Here is an 18,717-nt window from a genome sequence, read left to right on the forward strand (position 1 = left end):
ATGTTTAGTGGGATTACAAAAGAAGAGAGCCCCGATTAACACTCTTCCTTATCGATCCCCCTTATATTCAAGAAATCGACTATCCGCTCTACATACTGATCTTTTGGGTAACTTTTGTAGAATTGGCTTGACAGTCGGATTGGATCTCCAAAGAAGTATCTTTCATATTGGGTTTGTCTTGTGCCAAATGAACTCATCGTTAAATCCCATGCTAAGCGAAATAGTTTTACACGGTCTAGTGCGTTGGCGTTGGCTCCCTGAAGATACTGGTCCAAATCCGTTCTTAAATCCGAATCAAAGTCTTTTTCAGTCGGTAAGGATACCAAGCCGCTCGCCCCAATAATTTGAATAATTTCACTGAATCTCGGATAAATTTTCGGAAAAATATTACTAGCTGCCTGAAGCGGGATTAAATAAGGTCTTATGTTGCCAAACTCATCTAATTTTGCTTCTGCTTCGGATTTAGCTAAAAGGGCCTTCATCGTTTCAAGACCAATGATGATTTCCGAAAGCTTTTCCTGGACATGCTGAAATTCACTAATATTAATCGTCTCGACAAGAAGCTCAGCAACACCTAAAAGAAATTCTGTTTTTACAATTTGTCTGGTTATTACTTGGTGGAATGCGAAGGAATAAAAAGGACTTTGGAGTATGAACTGATTAGCCACTTCAATATTTTTGTAAAAAAACACACATTCCCATGGAACTAACACATTGTCAAAGACAAGGATCGTATCCATTTCTTCAAACCGTGAACTTAATGGATAATTAAAAAAAGATTCCCCGCCGACAAAAGATTCCCGGCAAATAAATTTTAATCCTGCCGTATCTGTCGGAATTGAAAAAGCGTAAGCCTCATCTTCACTAAAAACTCCCCCTGCTGAATACACGAGCACTTCATCGGTTAAACCTCCTTGTGTTGCCAGCAAACGGGCACCTTTAATAATGATGCCTTTTTCATTTTGACCAATCACTTTGGCGGCAATCGGTTCCTTCGATGATTCAAAATGGTATTGTGAACGGTTCACCTGCGGTGTGATAAAGGTATGAGTAAATGAAAGGTCCTTTTTTTTAGCCCTTTCATATAAGGATTGGATATTTTCTGGGAAACAATTTTCTTTCCCCGCAAGGAAGGCTGTGGAAGAGGCAAATGCCATGACAGTCGTATTCATATAATCGGGACTTCTTCCCATCATCCCATTTGTATGTTTTGCCCAAATTTCAAACATTGTCCTTCTTTTCTTCAAATCCCTTTTGGTTTTTGGCTGCAGGTAGGACATTCCGATTGTTTCTCCTGTATCTGGCGCTTGGTATGTCAACTTGGACTTTAAGTTTGGTTTGCTCTGCAAATCATAAAGCGATGCTTTGCTATGGATAAGTCCTTTGAAGGCAGGATGCTCAGATAGTTTATCCCCAATCTTTTCTCCGTCTAACCAAATATCAGTATTAAGCTGATTGATCCGGTCGATGAATTCTTTTCCGTTGATGGTTCCCATATGACCACTCCTTAAATGCCATGGGTCATTTCTTAGAATAATTAGCTAGTTTTATTTTATTGGAAAAGGTACCAATTTGTTCTTTATTTTGGCGTCTAAAAATAAATAGGGCGATAGTGAATTACGTTTATAAAACTAAACACTTTACACTATTTGTAAAGTGTTGTTTACGGTATTAATTTCAAAATAAACGTTAAATACAAATTAATCGCAAAATATATGATTGGCATAGTTCTTGCAAGTCTTATAGAAAGATTGGAATTTTTATCTGGAGGTGTGAATCTATATAAATCTTATTAATGGCTTTCGGTAGCTAAGTGGGGTGAAAAAATGAAATTTGATGAAATACCTGTTGGTAAGATATTTGAGACATCGTCTTATAAGGTAAGTAAAGAAGAGATTGTTACTTTTGCCACACAATTCGATCCGCAGTACATGCATATTGATGAGGAGAAAGCAAAACAAAGCAGGTTTAAGGGAATTATTGCTTCAGGGTTACATACCCTCTCTATTTCTTTTAAATTATGGGCCGAATCAGAGGTATTTGGGGATGATGTAATTGCCGGAACAGCTATGAATAACCTTAAATTTACTAAACCAGTGTATCCCGGCGATACCCTTCATGTTGTCGTTGAGATTATAAAAAAAGAGGAAAGAAAAAGAACTGGTGAAATTACCTGGTTACTTTCATCCTATAACCAAAATGGTACTCAAGTATTTAGTGCAGAAATGTCTGCTTTGATATCGAAATAAAAGATGAAGGGGTCTATTACTAGTGGGTTATAAACATATTGTTCATGAAAGAAACGGGCAAACTGCTTGGATTTATTTGAATCGGCCAGAAAATATGAATTCTTTATCAAAAGCTTTGATGGAAGAAATACTCCATGTACTGGAAGAAATTGAACAGGATGAATCAGTCCGTGTACTTGTGTTATGCGGGAAGGGTAAAGCGTTTTGTGCAGGTGCAGATTTAAAGGAACTACTGGGGGATTTGGAGAAAGACCCGGATGGGCAAGATGGATTGCTTGATTTGGCGGGAAAACTTTTTGAAAGGCTTAATCGCTTTTCTAAACCATTAATTGCAGCTTTAAATGGGATTACCTTGGCTGGAGGGCTAGAACTTGCGATGACAGCGGACATTATTATTGCCTCTGAAATAGCTAAAATAGGAGACGCTCATTCAAACTTTGGAGTTCTTCCGGGTGCAGGCGGGGCAGTAAGGCTTCCCCGCAAAGTCGGAATAAACCGTGCAAAGTATCTGTTATTCACAGGTGATTTTATTTCTGCAAAAGAAATGAAAGATTTTGGGCTAGTAAATGAAGTAGTAGCACCTGAAAACCTAGAGGGATTCGTCCAAGAAATAGCAGATAAAATCTCAACGAAGAGTCCACTCGTTTTAAAAGAAATGAAAAGGCTTGTTGAGGATGGGCTAGAACAGCCATTAGAAATTGCATTAAGACAGGAATTATTAGCACTTAAGAATCACACTCAGTCCCATGACTTTCGTGAAGGTATATCCGCATTCACGGAAAAGAGAACCCCGAATTTTAAAGGATATTAACTAAAAAGTATAGCGGAGTGAGGTTAACCTATTACAGGCTAGTCTCACTCTTTTTCAATTATGGAATATTCCAAGTTATATTTTTTCATTTTATTATATAGCCATGGCCTGCTTATCCCAAGTAATTGACTTGCCTTTGTTTTATTTCCCTTTGCCTCTTTTAAGGCGGAGATGATCATGTCCCTTTCGGTCGAAAGGATTTTATCTTTATATGTAGAAGTTGATTGATGAACGAAATCATTTTTCTCATTGTTTTGGTTGAAAGTGGGAATATCTTCAGCATCTATATAATCACCTGTTTTAAGGTTTGCTGCCCGCTCAAGAACATTTTGTAATTCTCTTACATTTCCCGGCCATGCGTGTTTCATTAGTTTGGTTAAAGCTGAATGTGTGACTCCTCTAATGTAAAATCCACTGTCGCTCAAACGTTGGATAACCGCCTGGATGATATCTGGCAGATCATCCATTCTCTCTCTTAAAGGGGGAATATCTAATCGTATGATATTTAATCGATAGTATAAATCCTCTCTGAACTTTCCTTCTGCAACTAGTTTTTCGAGATTTTGGTTCGTGGCAGCAATGATTTTTGTATTTAGATGAATAGTTCTCGGGCTGCCGATTGGCTGAAATTCTTTTTCCTGCAGCACTCGTAAGATTTTCGTCTGAAGAGTAATAGGCATATCCCCAATCTCATCTAAAAAGATCGTCCCGTTTTGTGCCAATTCAAATTTACCCTTCATTCCTCCTTTTTTTGCACCTGTAAAGGCACCGTCCTCATAGCCAAAAAGTTCAGATTCAAGTAGTTCAGGGGGAATTGCAGCACAATTAACCTGAACAAAAGTCCCTTTTTGACTTGAGGTCGCATGGATTCCTTGTGCAAATAACTCTTTTCCTGTACCGCTTTCACCAATAATCAAAACCGTAGACATACTTTTAGAGGCTAGAGTTGCTTCATGCTTAACTTTCCTGATCCTCTCTGATTCTCCAGCAATATCAAATAATGTGTATTTCGTACCCTTCATTTCGTTGATTTCATTTTGATAATAAGATAGTTTTTTCTCAAGTTTTTTCACTTTCGTTAAGGCTTCATGTAAATGGGTTAGCCCCCGATAGGTTACTTTACAAATCGCACTAATAACTTCGCCATTTTCCCTAATAGGCAAAATCGATAGGAGTGATTGTTGCCCATCAATAATATGCGGGGTATTGTGAATGCTGATGCCGGTTTTAATAACCATTTCAATATTAAGTTCAGGAAACAATTCAGTTGTAGATTTATTTAGAGCTTCTTTCCTTGTTAAGCCAAATAAATCTGTGAAGCCTTTATTCACCATCGTAATCTCTGCCTTCTGATTCACAAGAATAATAGCGTCATAAGCGAATTCAAGTACGGAAGATAATTGACTATAAACAGTGCTATAGGATGACAGTAATTGTTTTGTTGACATGACACCAACTGGAATCATATCCTCATTAACCACTGGTGCATGCCCAACATTATATTTTAGCAATAATTTTCTTGTTTCTTCTACATGGTCAGTTGGATTAAGAAAGATCGGATTAGCATTATAAATTTTGTCAATAGTCATATCTAATGACGGCTGGGTAGTTAAGATTTGAAAAATTTTATTCTTTGTAATGATTCCAATCAATTTATTGGAGTCATCCACCACGGGGAGAATGTTTGAGTAAGTTTTTGTAAACATTGGACGAACTTCTTTTAATGTTTGCTCTTTGGTGCAGCAAATAAAATTTGTTGTCATGAGATCGGAAATAAGCATATCCTATCACCCCCTATTCATGCCCATTATAACAAATGAATCTGAGGGTGTTAACAGAAGATTGTAAAAATAATTAACAATTTACAATATTACGTCAATATAAGTTTACACTTTTATACTATAAATAGCTTTAAATACGGATGGAAATCTTGGCATGAAAGTTGCAGATAAATAGATAGAAGGGAATAAAGGGAGGAAAAAAGGTGAAACAGTCAATAGCCATTGAAGAAGAGATTACATTGTTTAAAAAATCAATTGAAGGCTTCGCTAAAAAAGAGATTGAGCCCTATTACAGCAAATGGGAAGAAGAAGGAATATTCCCAAGAGAGTTATGGAGAAAGCTTGGGGATGCCGGTTTGCTTTGTGTGGATATTCCTGAACAATATGGTGGATTAGGGGCACCGTTACACTTTGCGGCCAGTATTATCGATGAATTTAGTAGACTTTGCTACGGTTCTGTTTTTACAAATTTAGCCGTTCATTCAAATATTGTTGCCCATTATATTTTAAACGCAGGGACGGAGGAACAGAAAGCCCATTATTTACCTAAAATGGCGTCTGGAGAATATGTTGGCGCAATTGCAATGACTGAACCAAGTACCGGGAGTGATTTACAGGGAATAAAAACATCGGCGATAAAAGATACAGTTACGGGTGATTACGTAATCAACGGGTCAAAAACCTTTATTTCGAATGGCCAGAACTTTGATTTTGTTATTGTTGTAGCTAAAACGACACAAGCAGTCCCTGCTTCAAAAGGGACGACTCTCTTTATTGTTGATGCGGATACAACCGGGTTAATCAAAGGGAAAAAGTTAAAGAAAATAGGGCTGCACTCTGCGGATACATCCGAATTATTTTTTGATGGTGTTACTGTCTCACCAAGGCAAATATTAGGTGAACTTGATTGTGGATTTATCGCATTGATGCAGGAGTTGCCACGAGAAAGAACCACACTTGCTGTTTCAGCTTGCGGGGCCATGGAAGGTGCCTTAGAGATTACAGTTCAATATCTTCATGAAAGAGAAGCCTTTGGAAAACCGCTCAGTCAATTACAGGTTATCCGTCATAAAATTGCCGAAATGACAACAGAGGCGAAAGTAAATCGAGCCTATGTAAACCAATGTTTAAACGCCCTTGAGAAAAAAAATCTATCCACTGCTGACGCAAGTATTGCAAAATTGTCCGCTACCGAAGCACAAGGCAGAGTAGTGGATGGCTGCCTACAATTATTTGGCGGTTATGGTTATATGAAAGAGTATCCAATATCAAGGGCCTATGCAGATGCAAGGGTGCAACGAATATATGGCGGAACCTCTGAAATTATGAAAGAAATTATCGGTAAAGATGTTTTGGGAAAATAGGTTTGGAGGTTAAGTATGGGCATATTATCAGGTTTGAAAGTTCTTGATTTCTCGACCCTATTGCCAGGTCCTTTTGCTACGATGATGCTAGCAGATATGGGTGCTGATGTGTTAAAAGTCGAATCACCTTATCGAGTGGATTTAACGAAGATGATCGAACCGATGGATGGTGACGTATCGGCGGCATTTGGACATCTTAACCGTTCAAAGCGTTCTTTAGCATTGGATTTAAAGCTGGAGGAAGCGAGAGAAGTCATATACAAATTGGTTCACGACTATGACATCGTCGTTGAGCAGTTTCGGCCGGGTGTTATGGATAAATTGGGTATTGGCTATGAAACTCTAAAAAAGATCAATCCTAAAGTGATTTTTTGTTCGATTACAGGTTATGGACAAACAGGACCGCTTCGGGATAAGGCCGGACATGATATTAATTATTTGTCTTTAGCGGGAGCTGCAAGTTATTCATCAAGAAAAAATCAAACCCCTGTTCCAGCTGGAATCCAGGTTGCGGATCTTGCAGGAGGATCAATGCCTGCAATCATTGGCATATTAGCGGCTGTTTATCACCGTGAACAAACCAGTGAAGGGCAACACATCGATATTAGTATAACCGATTCAGTTTTTGCCTTAAATGCGCTATATGGCTCCGGATATTTAGCAGGAGGGGTTGAGCCGGAGGCAGAATCCCTCCTGCTTAATGGCGGATCGTTTTATGACTATTATGAGACGAAGAATCATCGTTATTTTTCCGTCGGCAGTTTGGAGCCGCAATTTCAAGCAAGACTTTGTGAATTAATAGGGGACAGCAAGTTAAAAGATTTAAGCGGCAGTCACCGTAATGAGGATCAGCAAGCTTTTAAAAAGAAACTTACGGAGGCTTTTAAGCAAAAGACATTTGAAGAGTGGCTAACGATACTTGGGGACAGTTTTGATGGTTGTGTTGAACCCGTTCTAACATTCTCTGAATCAGTTCAGCATCCACAAATAAAGGCGAGGAATTTAGTTGTATCCGTACCAAAGTCAGAGGGCGGTACACAAAAGCAAATCGCCTTTCCCATTAAATTTTCAACACAGCCTGTGGAGTACCGTTTTTCGGGCACACAAACAGGAACCCATTCAGAAGATATTTTGAAAGAGGCAGGCTTTAATCAGGAAACGATTGATGGATTATCTAATAAAGGGATTTTTGGAAGGCAAGTAAAAAGCTAAGGAGATGTTGGAATATGAATATAAAAGATAAGGTCGCTGTTGTAACAGGTGGAGCATCAGGATTAGGATTAGCAACAGTAACTAGATTAGTAGAGAAAGGTGCTAAGGTTGTTATCTTTGATTTAAATGAAGTTAAAGCCAGGGAAGCAGTTGAACAACTGGGGGATCGGGTTCAATATACGATAGTGAATGTAACAGATGATGAGTCAGTCCAAAAAGGAATCAAACAAGCAATCGATGTATTTGGGGCGATTCATATTTGTGTAAACTGTGCTGGCGTTGGTACACCAGGGAAAACCATTGGCAAAAAGGGTCCATTACCACTTGAAGATTTTAATAAGGTTATAGGTATTAACTTAATTGGAACGTTTAATGTATTAAGATTAGCAGCAAATGAAATGAAAAATAACGAACCTGTTACTGACTCAGGTGAGAGAGGCGTCATCATTAACACTGCTTCTGTCGCTGCATTTGATGGACAAATGGGGCAGGCGGCATATGGAGCAAGTAAAGCAGGGGTAGCAGGGATGACATTACCTGTCTCCCGCGACCTTTCGGAATTTGGTATTCGTGTAAACACAATTGCACCAGGCTTATTCATTACACCCATGGCGGCCACTTTGTCTGAAAAGGTAATTCAGAAATTATCTGAAAGCGTGGAATTTCCGAAGCGATTAGGGCGTCCTTCCGAATTTGCCGAGCTGACAACCTTTATTATGGAGCATGAATATTTAAATGGAGAGGTCATTCGTTTAGATGGTGGAATTCGTATGTCCCCAAGATAATACTAATCTGTTTTAAATCGGATAAACCTAGTAACTTTAAGAATATCAAACTGGAGGGATTCTATATGACGAATCAAGTAAATGTTGCTGGGGTAAACATGGTGAAATTCGAAAAGCCAGGCAGGAATGAACCTTATGAAATTATGGCATCAAAAGCTATCAAAGGGGCACTAAATGATGCGGGTATTGATTTATCAGAGGTCCAGCAGGCGTATGCTAGCTATGTTTATGGAGATAGCACATGTGGTCAAACAGCTTTATATCAAGTGGGGATGACGGGTATTCCAATTATTAATGTAAATAATAATTGTTCTTCAGGCTCAACGGCTCTTTATTTGGCTCGACAAGCAGTAGAGTCTGGGGCAGCTGACTGTGTTCTTGCATTTGGATTTGAAGAAATGCAGCCAGGGGCTTTAGGTGAACATTGGACAGATAGGACATCACCATTTCAATGGGTTTATAATCGTTTTAGCCAATTAAATAGCGAATTACCTGAAGGTCCGGTTGCATTAAAAGTCTTTGGGGCAACTGCCTTGGAGTATCTTGAAAAATACAATGTAAGCCCTGAAATTTATGGCAAAGTAGCTGTAAAGACAAGAAAACATGCTGTAAACAATCCTTATTCTTTATTTACGGAAGAGATCCAATTGGAAGATGTTATGAATTCACACGTTATATATCCCGGTCTCACAAGATTAATGGCATGTCCCCCTACATGCGGTGCAGCAGCTGTGGTTGTCTGTAGTGATTCTTTTGCGAAGAATCATAATATCCATCAAGCAGTAAAAATAGTCGCCCAATCCATGACTACTGATTTACCTAATAGTATTAATGAGGATAACCTCCATTTGGTTGGCTATGGAATGACCGCTCGTGCTGCCAAAGAGGTTTATCAAAAGGCAGGCATTGGTCCAGAGGATGTAAATGTCATTGAGCTGCATGATTGCTTTACTCCAAATGAAGTGATCACCTATGAAGGATTAGGGCTTTGCGGGGAAGGGGAAGCAGAAAAACTCATAAAGGATGGAGATAATACTTATGGAGGAAAATGTGTTGTCAATCCATCCGGGGGGCTAATGTCTAAAGGTCATCCACTTGGGGCGACCGGTTTAGCGCAATGTACGGAACTAGTTTGGCATTTGCGAGGAGATGCTGGTAATCGGCAAGTAGAAGGAGCTAGGATTGCCCTGCAACATAATTTGGGACTTGGCGGTGCTTGTGTCGTTACTTTATATCAAAAAGGGTGAACGTAGTTTAAATTCTTATCTAATTTGCAATGTACTTTGTAAATTTATACCCTTCGTTAAATCTGTTTAAGACATAAAGCCGCGGTTATTAAAAGATAGGAACTTTTAATGGATTTGTGTATAGGGAGGAAGGATTATGTCAGCAGTTAATACGGTACTTAATGATGGCGTTTATGAAATAGAACTTAATCGTCCTAATCTGCTTAATGCACTAAATTTAGAGTTACTTTCGGGTTTAGTAGAAGCAGTTAGAGAGGCAAAGAGTAATTCAGCTATTCGCTCAGTTTTATTATATGGAAGCGGAAAAGGATTCTGTTCAGGTGGAGATTTGAAGGATTTTGGAATTGACAGTTCAAATCCAGTAGAAGTAAAAGAATTCTTGCAAAAGGGTCACGAAGCAATTACGGGCCTCTATAATATGGAAAAACCCGTGGTGGCGTCTGTGCATGGTCCAGCAGTTGGTGCAGGGTGTAATTTAAGTTTTGCCTGTGATTTAATCGTTGCAGATGAAACCGCTGTCTTTTCAGAAATATTTGCAAAGGTGGGAGCCATTCCGGATTTGGGGGGATTATATTTCCTTCCACAAAAAATTGGGATGCATAAAGCAGCCGAGCTCATTTTTACAGGAAAAAAGATTAATAGTATTACAGCCTTGGAAAATGGGCTAATCAATGAGGTTGTACCAGAGGGACAGGCTATAGAGAGGGGGAGGGATCTTGCACTTTTATTAGCTAATGGACCAACCAAGGCTATTGGAATTGCAAAGCGTATAATGCACCAATCCACACATTTGTCATTAGAAGATGTACTAGAACTGGAGGCATATGGGCAATCGGTTATTTTTCAAACAAAGGATTTTTCAGAGGGAAGAAAGGCATTTCAAGAAAAAAGGGAACCTAAATTTCTTGGGTATTAGGGCTAAAGTATAGTTGAAGTAATAGAAGGTTTGAAAATTATTGAATGGCCAATATTAGAGGGGGATTAATATGAAGGTGAATTTTGGTAGATTGATGCTTCAACAGGCTAAACATTGGCAAGATCGTATTGCCCTAGTCAATATTGAAAGAAATCGCAGTTTTACTTTTAAAGAGCTACATCTTCTCACTAATAGAATTTGCAATATGATGAAAAACCAATTTGGATTAACTGCAGGGGATGTCTTTGCCTGTTTATTAGAAAACGACAACAACAGTTTATTTACCCATTGGATGTGGAAAGGCGAAGCAAGTGCGGTCTGGTTGAATTATCGAGACTCATTCGAAGAACATATGTATCAAATAGACTACTTGAGTCCAAAGGTTATCTTTGTAGAAAGAGTGTTACTCAGCAAAAGCGAATACTATGAAGCCCTTAGAGCCCGGGGGATTGAGATTATCGTTATGGATCAACCGGCAAGCGAGCAGAACGGTGTACATTATTTCTGGGATTTAATAAGGGGCGAAAGTGACGCTGAGACCAATGTAGAGTATGAACTGGACGAACATATAGTTCTTTATCGTTTTACTGGTGGAACGACGGGTAGAGGAAAATGTGCTATGTATACACTGAAAAATATGATGGCTGCCGTTTCCCAATCGATCTCTCATCCCGAAAATCTCTTTGACAATCATATGAAACTCCTCCATGTAGCACCTTTAAGTCATGGAACAGCGTTATTCGTATTACCGGTCTACTTTAAGGGAGGAACCAATTACACTATTAATTTGCCAAATCCAGAGCATTTATGTGAAGCAATCCAGGATCATCAACTAACCTCTGCATTTGTAGTTCCAACATTATTATATAGACTTCTAGATCTTGGGCTAGAGAAAAAGTATAATCTCACCAGTTTGAATAAGGTATTCTATGGAGCAGCACCAATGAGTCCTGCAAAATTAGAAAGTCTGCAAAATAAATTGGGCAATATTTTTATTCAAGTATACGGCTCAACCGAGGCCTGGCCTCTAGTAATGGTTTTAGGTAAAAAAGACCATGTTATCGAAACAGAACAGGATCGTAAAAGAATTTCATCCACTGGAAGACCGTTATGTGGTGTAGAAATGGGGATCTTTGATGAAGAGGGAAATGAGGTTCCTGTTGGCGGGATTGGTGAGATTTGGATCAGAAGCGAGTCGGTAATAAAAGGTTACTATAAAGCGCCTGAAGAAACAGACGCTGGTTTTTCAAATGGATTTTGGAAATCTGGAGATATGGGCTTTGTAGATGCGGATGGGTATTTTTATATAGTTGACCGAAAGAAGGATATGATCATAACCGGTGGTTTTAATGTCTATGCCATTGAAGTTGAAAATGCCCTCAATGCTAACCCAGCAGTACAGCAAAGTGCCGTTGTTGGTATCCCTCACGAGGAATGGGGAGAAGCTGTTCATGCCGAAGTAGTAATTAACGAGGGTATGAAAATTACAAAAGAAGAGTTGATTGAATTTACTTTACAAAAGATAGGGAAATACAAGGCTCCAAAATCCGTCAGATTCGTTGATGAGCTTCCAACGACTGCCGTTGGAAAGATTTTACGTAGATCCGTAAGGGAGCGATATTGGCAGGGGCAAACAAGAAAGGTACATTAAGTTCCCCACCTGGAACTGAATAGGAATTGGAGATTGAAGTAGTTCCAGTTATATTATTCGATCATAATAATCCAATTAGTAAGGCAGTCTAAATCTGTATATCTTTATAATGGTATGAAATAAAAGGGGGTTCCTTCATGAAAGCAATTATATTGAAAGAAAAAGGAGGCCCTGAAAAACTTCGCTATGAAGAAGTTGAATCGCCGGCACCTAAAGCAGGCGAGGTTCTAGTGAAATTGAAATATGCTGCATTGAACCGCAGGGATGTGTTTATCACATACGGCAAATATCCCGGTGTGAAACTTCCTTCTATTTTAGGATCAGATGGAGCTGGAGTTATTGCTGCCATCGGAGAAAACGTCGATAACTTTAAGATCGGAAGCGAGGTTGTCATTAATCCTGGATTAAGCTGGGGTGAAGATGATCGAATTTCAAATTCTGATTTTAATGTTCTAGGCATGCCGACAGATGGAACGTATGCCGAATATGTTGTTGCACCCTCAGAAAACATCTTTCCGAAGCCGGAATATTTAACATGGGAAGAAGCTGCAGCACTACCACTTGCAGGATTAACAGCATATCGTGCACTTATTTCAAAAGGTGAAGTGCAAAAAGGTGAAACAGTCGTGATCCCAGGAATAGGAGGCGGAGTTGCCCTTTATTTGCTGCAAATGGCCGTTGCAAAAGGAGCAAACGTTTTTGTCACATCAAGCAGCGATGAGAAAATTGAAAGAGCAAAACAGCTTGGAGCATTAGGGGGATTCAACTATCGCTCCGAAAATTGGGTAAAACAAATGCGAAAAACGATTGGGGCTGCCGATTTGATTGTTGATGGTGTTGGCGGATCAGGGTTTAATGATCTTATTTACTTAGCTGCTCAAGGTGGACGTATCGTAACGTTCGGGGCAACAAACGGTCCTGTCTCTGAATTTATTCTTCCGAGAATTTTCTTTAAAGATATGGATATTAGGGGAACTGCATTGGGGAGCCCCCGAGAATTCACTCAAATGCTGAAGTTTGTTAACGAACATCGGCTTCATCCGGTCATTGATCGCTCATTCTCATTGGAACAAACAGTGGAAGCGCAGCTTTACATGAATAATGGAAACAATTTCGGAAAAATTACGTTAGAGATTGATTAAGTGGGGTTGGGTGCAAAGGGAGTGGACTAAATTTCGAAGACGTCCACTCCTTCACGCAAGAGCAAAGAAAGCTCTCTGTTAATCGGTTCGGATAGATTTGATTTTAATGGATATGACAATAGACTACCGACCTGATAGTAGGTAGCCTTTATCATTACTTTTTTCCGATTTCCAATACCATTTTACCTTTTGCATTGCTGCTTAAAATCTGGATATGTGCATTGGCTGCTTCTTCAAGCGGCAGGATTGTTCCTACGAATGGCTGAAGTCCACCGTTCTTCAGTGCTGCTTCAACTGCAATCAGACTTTCATTAAATTCATCTAAAGGTGCATTCCAAACGGCCATTCCAAGGACATCGGCTTCTTTGGCCATTGTCAAGCGGGGATTGAAATCCAATGATCCACGGTTGCCTATTACGACCACCCGGCCGAACTTGTTGATCAGCTTTAGGTCCTCTTCTAGATTGACATTGGCCAGCATTTCAATGACAACATCAACGCCAGCACCGTTTGTAATGGAAGGGATTGCTTCTAAATAACCAGACTGATTGTGGTTAAGGACGGCGTCAGCACCAGATTTTCTTACGATATCCATGCTTTCTTCTGTGCCGGCAGTTCCGATTACTTTCGCACCTGCATATTTAGCCAGTTGTACAGCTAAGGTACCTACACCGCCGGAAGCCCCATGGACCAATACTGTTTCTCCCGGTTTTAAATGTGCCCGGTGAAAAAGGGCACGATAGGCAGCAGTGACAGGAATGCCAAGTGCTGCTCCCTGCTCAAAGCTTACTGATTCGGGCAATTTATGTACGGCTTCCACATCACAAACCACTTTTTCCGCATATGTTCCTGTTTTTCTTTTTGCCATTGTGGATGCGACAAATACCCGATCGCCTGCCTCGAGCCTAGTGACACCCGGACCAACTTCATCCACTACACCAGCACCATCAAATCCAGAGATATAGGGCATGTCCGGTGAGAAAAAGGCATAACCTCCTGCGCGTATATAAGCTTCTGCTGGATTGACGCCGGCATGATAAAGCCTTACCCGCACTTCGTTTTCTGCCGGTGCCGGTTCGTTAACTTCTACTAGTTTTAACACTTCAGGTTCCCCAAAGGACGACATTTGAATAGCTTTCATTCGGCTTCCCCCTGTTTAAAGTAAAATCACAACTTCTTTATGATAGACTATCTCCTTGTGCAAAAAAACCTTTTTGGGAAAAATTAAGACCGATATATCTGTTTATAGAAATAAAGCCCCCGTTCCAAATAAAAAGTGGCAAATTTTTTAATTTCGACGTACTGGTCCTGCTAGTGGGACAGCAAAAGCTGATAGAGGATGTAATGTAGTTCCGATTGTAGTATATCCAGCAACATGAGTGATACGTTGAGCTATACCAGCTCCACTACCAATTTGTAAAACTCCAGCATTGGCGATTATGCCAATTTTCAAAAAACGTATATCAAATGTTTGTTTAATATGTTTATCCATTTCATTCACCTCATATTAATATATGATCAAAAGTTAGGTTCATTCCTGATAATATTAATAATGCCAAAAAGAAACTAGAAATTAACTTATATTGCGAGGTGAAAAGGGTTGGTTAGCTTATGGTAACAACTGGTACTATTTAGACTGAAATGGAGTAATGAAAACTGGTTGGATAAATCACGGAAACAAGTTTTATTACCTTAAAACACCGGTGATATGTAAATAGGTTGGGAACGCGTTTCTGGTCTGTGGTCAATGGTATGAAGCTGAAGAGTCATGGGATTGACCATGCCATGGTTCCCGTTATTCTTTTGAAGGTGATGTGATTGATGGTCTCGGTTTTCATGGATTAAATAAATTGATGCCAACACTAGGATTAATTTGAAAAACCGGAGAGAATCTATGATACAGGCATTAGGAAGCAGCACCAATAAAGGGCTAAAAAGAATAATATTTAGATATTTAAAAATAGGGCTTAGTTAAATTGATTAAGTACATGGCCTCCTGCATACACTATGATTAGTCTTAGCCGGACCGCTATATCCCTAAAGATACTTTATGTGGAAAAAATGCACAAAGACATGAAAAAGCCCTCTTAAAACCAGGAGGGCTTTTTCAAACAAAACAATCAGAGACCTAATTTAATAAAAAACTGTTGCTCCAATAATGATTAATAAGATGAACAATACAACGATTAAGGCGAAACCTCCGCCGTAACCATAGCCAGCACCGTAACCATAACCGTAACCTCCGAAGCCGCATCCACAGCCACCCCAGCCGAATCCCATAGATAATCCTCCATTCAAGATATTATTTTAGTTACTCATTAATACCAACCACCATAGCCGCCTCCCAAAAAGGAAGCTCCTATAATGATAAGTAGGATGAACAATACAACAACCAATGCAAATCCATTACCGTATCCTGCTCCATCACCCATGTGTAAACCCTCCTCCCATGTTACTCTTAACAAATTATGTGAAAAGAAAAAAGTTGGTAGGGCACCTGTCCCAAAAGAAATTGCCATGCGTATTTTTTTTGAAGACGTAATATAAAGGATAACATTACAAATATTTAATGATAAAAACAAAGAGGGGTAACAGAAATTGACGGACTCTATTTTCTTGGCTTGGGTATGGCAGCACCGTAGGGGATCGGCACTACTTTTTGGGATTGGGGAAGACGCGGTGTATCTTTATAAATGCATGACAAAGAAAGACTAAAAATCTCAATTCGCCATCTGCTGTTTTTTGCCTAGGCAATTTTGCGGGAAACTGAAAGATTATTGCGTGAGGTTACGTATTTTTTGCGGTTTTTAAAGACTACTTGAATTCTATGATAGGAACGTATCATTTAATATGTATTAGTGTGGGGAGGATTATTATGAAAAAACAATGGAATGTAGGTATATTGCTTTTTGAGGATGTAGATGTTCTAGATTATGCTGGACCGTTTGAAGTATTTTCTCTTACCGTATTTGAAGATGACAAAGTTTCTAAAATGTTAACAAAAGGCTTAACTATTGAGGAAAAACCATTTATTGTTAAAACGATTTCTCAAAATGGGGGAATCATATCATCTCATAATGGCCTTAAGGTCCAACCTGATTATGGCTTTCAGAGCAAAGATTTTAAAATAGATATTTTAATTGTTTCTGGCGGGCCGTTATATTCCATCCATAAATGTGTTGAAAATAAAGAGTTAATCAAGTGGATTTCGGATTTCTACGTGTCAGGCGGCATCGTTGCGTCTGTTTGCTCAGGTGCAGTCATTTTGGCCGAGGCAGGGGTTCTATCTGGAAAGAAAGCAACCACCCACTTTCTAGCTTTGGATTACTTGAAGTCGAAATATCCAGATATTACGGTTGTATCAAAGGTGCGTTATGTCGATCAGGGAAATATTCTTACCTCTGCAGGTGTATCTGCTGGTATCGACATGTCACTGTATCTTGTTGGAAAACTATTGGGGGAAACGGCGGCTGAAAGGACGGCGGCTACTGAAGAATACCCATATGACTGGAAATTAAAGGCGGATATTGAAATTTAACTGTACCAACAAGCTGGAGGGGGTGACGAATTGCATCTCCTCCTTTATATATACTTGTAGTGGTTTAGTTTAAAACTGACCAGCCATTCGAGGGAAAAGACTCTTTTTCATATCCGACCGTTGAAACGAAAATGTACGAAATTGAACGAACATTAATGTATTCAATTCTTAGTTCATCGTGTAAAATGGTAGATATAGGAAGGATTATCCAAAGGCGGTGAAAGTTTGGAAAATAAAACCTATATGAACTGGGAATTTGAAACGATTGCAAAGCATACACTTGATATCCTTTTGATTGTTGACCACAATCAAATCGTACAGTTCGCTACACCTTCTGTCGAAACAATTTTAGGCTATGGTCCAGAAGAATTTGTTGGGAGCAATGCATTTGACCCCCTTTCCCCGGAAGATCGGGACCGGTTGATGGCATCACATGAAGAAGCGATCATGACTGGGAAACCAAGGATGGACGAATACCGCGTGTTTCATAAAAACGGTGAATTAAAATATTTTGAATCGCGGGTCATGCCGGTTCAAAACCATCCCGACAATCTTGTCGTAGTGTCGATAAGGGATGTTACATTGAGAAAAAAAATGGAATCAGAGCTTGAGCGCAGAAAGAACCGATATCAAGAACTGCAAAATTCCTTGAAAAACTTCTCACAGGACTTATCTGGAGTTATGAAGGTGTCGGAGCTGAAAAGCAGACTGATACATGAGCTTAACACTGTAATCCCGGATTCTGCACCGCAATTGGTAAAACATAATCGGGAATCAGAAGTGCTGGAAGGGGAGTATCCTGTAAGTCTGGCAATTGTTTTGACAAATTTAACGGTGGGAAAACTAAGCTCTGAAAACGAGAAGTTTTATATTTTAATAGGTGACCGGAAGGAATTGGCTTATATTCTAACGATGAAATCCTCTTCCATCAAAGAATCAATGGATTTGATTTGGCTGGAGACCTTGGTTCATTACACCGTTATGGTTTTTGAAAGCTTAAATGTGATTGAGAGTCTGATGAGTCAATTGGAGACTGCCATGCAAAAAAGTGAGAAACCACAGTGGATGTTAAGACTGTTGTTTAACTTATCCGAAAAACAAAGAATGAAATTATCTGGTGATTTACACGATACCGTCCTGCAGGAACAATTGGCTCTATATCGAAACCTGGAATCGATTTTAAAGGAATACCAATTTGATAGTGAGGTAGACCGGCATCTTAAGGAAATTGTGCAAGGACTGTTGGACACGATTCATCAAATTAGAATGACCTGCAATGAGCTTCGGCCGCCGCTTTTAAGGGAAGCGGGCCTTATTAGTGCCTTAGAAAATTTATTTGATTATACTCAGGTATCATCAACCTTTAAAATTATTTTTTCAGTTGAGAATACGGAAAACCTTGTGATTAATGAAGAAGAAACTATTGGAATTTACCGTATTATTCAAGAGCTCCTTAATAATGCCGCTAAACACTCCCAAGCTAGTAATTTGCATTTTCATCTAATCAGAACGGATGAATGTATTCATCTTCACTATTTGGATGACGGCGTCGGCTTTGCTGCTGAAAAATTGACTCCGTCCTTTAAAAGTATGGGGCTCTCTGGTATGAGAGAACGGATCCAAAGCCTTAATGGAACTATAGATTTTGCCTCACAGCCTGGAAAGGGCCTAAGTGTGAAGATGCAGATACCGCTTAGTGTTTAATTAAAATGAAATTTAAGTATCTTCCTTGCCATAATTATAGGAAAAGCCGATGATCCAAGTTGGAAAAGGATAATCGGCTTTTTTTTCTTTTGGGTCCTTCATCTTTATGGAAGCTACCAAAAACTTTGCGGTCTGATTCGATTGATTTGCGGTTTGAAGTTAGCCTTTTGGCAGTATCCTAAAAATAGACCAAGTGGAAGAGGGAAAAAAACAAAAATCCAACCCACTGCACGTAAAGAGTGCCAAACACGCAAGAATTTTGCGGTTCGCATAAAGAAGTTTCAGTTAAACTATGAATACGAGGAGAAAATAGGTGG

General features: G+C 39.4%; 17 protein-coding genes and 1 pseudogene. 12 read left to right on the forward strand and 6 right to left on the reverse strand.

The window, feature by feature from the left end:
- Positions 1-35 precede the first annotated feature (35 nt).
- Positions 36-1,496: a 4-hydroxyphenylacetate 3-monooxygenase, oxygenase component gene (hpaB, locus tag AA980_RS03135; RefSeq protein WP_047771242.1), complete on the reverse strand. Its 1,461-nt coding sequence runs from the start codon at positions 1,494-1,496 to the stop codon at positions 36-38.
- A 330-nt stretch (positions 1,497-1,826) separates the two neighbouring features.
- Between hpaB and AA980_RS03140 the strand changes: the two genes are divergently transcribed.
- Complete coding sequence (locus tag AA980_RS03140) at positions 1,827-2,249, forward strand: MaoC family dehydratase (RefSeq protein ID WP_024028310.1); 423 nt, start codon at positions 1,827-1,829, stop codon at positions 2,247-2,249.
- A gap of 22 nt (positions 2,250-2,271) precedes the next feature.
- Positions 2,272-3,060 (forward strand): enoyl-CoA hydratase/isomerase family protein, encoded by a 789-nt coding sequence (locus tag AA980_RS03145; RefSeq protein WP_024028311.1) that lies wholly within the window; start codon positions 2,272-2,274, stop codon positions 3,058-3,060.
- A 44-nt stretch (positions 3,061-3,104) separates the two neighbouring features.
- On the opposite strand, the gene AA980_RS03150 is transcribed toward AA980_RS03145, so the two are convergent.
- Positions 3,105-4,841: a sigma-54-dependent Fis family transcriptional regulator gene (locus AA980_RS03150; RefSeq protein ID WP_024028312.1), complete on the reverse strand. Its 1,737-nt coding sequence runs from the start codon at positions 4,839-4,841 to the stop codon at positions 3,105-3,107.
- A gap of 203 nt (positions 4,842-5,044) precedes the next feature.
- Between AA980_RS03150 and AA980_RS03155 the strand changes: the two genes are divergently transcribed.
- The 7 genes from AA980_RS03155 (at position 5,045) to AA980_RS03185 (ending at position 13,158) form a co-directional block, all read left to right on the forward strand.
- A complete protein-coding gene (locus tag AA980_RS03155; RefSeq protein ID WP_024028313.1) occupies positions 5,045-6,205 on the forward strand; it encodes an acyl-CoA dehydrogenase family protein in 1,161 nt (386 codons plus the stop codon).
- A gap of 15 nt (positions 6,206-6,220) precedes the next feature.
- Positions 6,221-7,417, forward strand: a complete 1,197-nt coding sequence (locus tag AA980_RS03160; RefSeq protein ID WP_024028314.1) for a CaiB/BaiF CoA transferase family protein — start codon at positions 6,221-6,223, stop codon at positions 7,415-7,417.
- A gap of 14 nt (positions 7,418-7,431) precedes the next feature.
- Positions 7,432-8,202 (forward strand): 3-hydroxyacyl-CoA dehydrogenase, encoded by a 771-nt coding sequence (locus AA980_RS03165; RefSeq protein ID WP_024028315.1) that lies wholly within the window; start codon positions 7,432-7,434, stop codon positions 8,200-8,202.
- A 65-nt stretch (positions 8,203-8,267) separates the two neighbouring features.
- On the forward strand, positions 8,268-9,449 hold the full coding sequence (locus AA980_RS03170; protein ID WP_024028316.1) for a lipid-transfer protein: 1,182 nt from the start codon (positions 8,268-8,270) through the stop codon (positions 9,447-9,449).
- Between the two features lie 136 nt (positions 9,450-9,585).
- Positions 9,586-10,365 carry an enoyl-CoA hydratase/isomerase family protein gene (locus AA980_RS03175; protein WP_024028317.1) on the forward strand — a complete coding sequence of 260 codons (780 nt, stop codon included), beginning with the start codon at positions 9,586-9,588 and terminating at the stop codon, positions 10,363-10,365.
- Positions 10,366-10,435: 70 nt separating this feature from the next.
- Positions 10,436-12,016 (forward strand): class I adenylate-forming enzyme family protein, encoded by a 1,581-nt coding sequence (locus tag AA980_RS03180; protein WP_024028318.1) that lies wholly within the window; start codon positions 10,436-10,438, stop codon positions 12,014-12,016.
- Between the two features lie 137 nt (positions 12,017-12,153).
- Positions 12,154-13,158: a quinone oxidoreductase family protein gene (locus AA980_RS03185; protein ID WP_024028319.1), complete on the forward strand. Its 1,005-nt coding sequence runs from the start codon at positions 12,154-12,156 to the stop codon at positions 13,156-13,158.
- 154 nt (positions 13,159-13,312) lie between these two features.
- On the opposite strand, the gene AA980_RS03190 is transcribed toward AA980_RS03185, so the two are convergent.
- The 4 genes from AA980_RS03190 to AA980_RS26045 all read right to left on the reverse strand — a co-directional run bounded on the left by AA980_RS03190 (position 13,313) and on the right by AA980_RS26045 (position 15,590).
- A complete protein-coding gene (locus AA980_RS03190; RefSeq protein WP_024028320.1) occupies positions 13,313-14,299 on the reverse strand; it encodes an NADPH:quinone reductase in 987 nt (328 codons plus the stop codon).
- Positions 14,300-14,446: 147 nt separating this feature from the next.
- The gene (locus tag AA980_RS03195; RefSeq protein ID WP_024028321.1) at positions 14,447-14,650 is read right to left on the reverse strand and encodes a spore germination protein GerPB; all 204 of its coding nucleotides are present in this window, start codon (positions 14,648-14,650) and stop codon (positions 14,447-14,449) included.
- A gap of 641 nt (positions 14,651-15,291) precedes the next feature.
- On the reverse strand, positions 15,292-15,438 hold the full coding sequence (locus AA980_RS26040; protein ID WP_024028322.1) for a YjcZ family sporulation protein: 147 nt from the start codon (positions 15,436-15,438) through the stop codon (positions 15,292-15,294).
- 38 nt (positions 15,439-15,476) lie between these two features.
- Positions 15,477-15,590, reverse strand: a complete 114-nt coding sequence (locus AA980_RS26045; protein WP_024028323.1) for a YjcZ family sporulation protein — start codon at positions 15,588-15,590, stop codon at positions 15,477-15,479.
- A gap of 150 nt (positions 15,591-15,740) precedes the next feature.
- Between AA980_RS26045 and AA980_RS28210 the strand changes: the two are divergent.
- The 3 genes and pseudogenes from AA980_RS28210 to AA980_RS03205 form a co-directional block, all read left to right on the forward strand.
- A pseudogene (locus AA980_RS28210) lies at positions 15,741-15,873 on the forward strand (hypothetical protein); the annotation flags it as partial.
- 160 nt (positions 15,874-16,033) lie between these two features.
- A complete protein-coding gene (locus tag AA980_RS03200; RefSeq protein WP_024028324.1) occupies positions 16,034-16,696 on the forward strand; it encodes a DJ-1/PfpI family protein in 663 nt (220 codons plus the stop codon).
- 225 nt (positions 16,697-16,921) lie between these two features.
- Positions 16,922-18,400, forward strand: a complete 1,479-nt coding sequence (locus AA980_RS03205) for a PAS domain-containing sensor histidine kinase (RefSeq protein WP_024028325.1) — start codon at positions 16,922-16,924, stop codon at positions 18,398-18,400.
- The last annotated feature ends 317 nt before the right edge of the window (positions 18,401-18,717 follow it).

Source organism: Neobacillus vireti, from assembly GCF_001026695.1.
GTDB classification, from domain to species: domain Bacteria; phylum Bacillota; class Bacilli; order Bacillales; family Cytobacillaceae; genus Neobacillus; species Neobacillus vireti.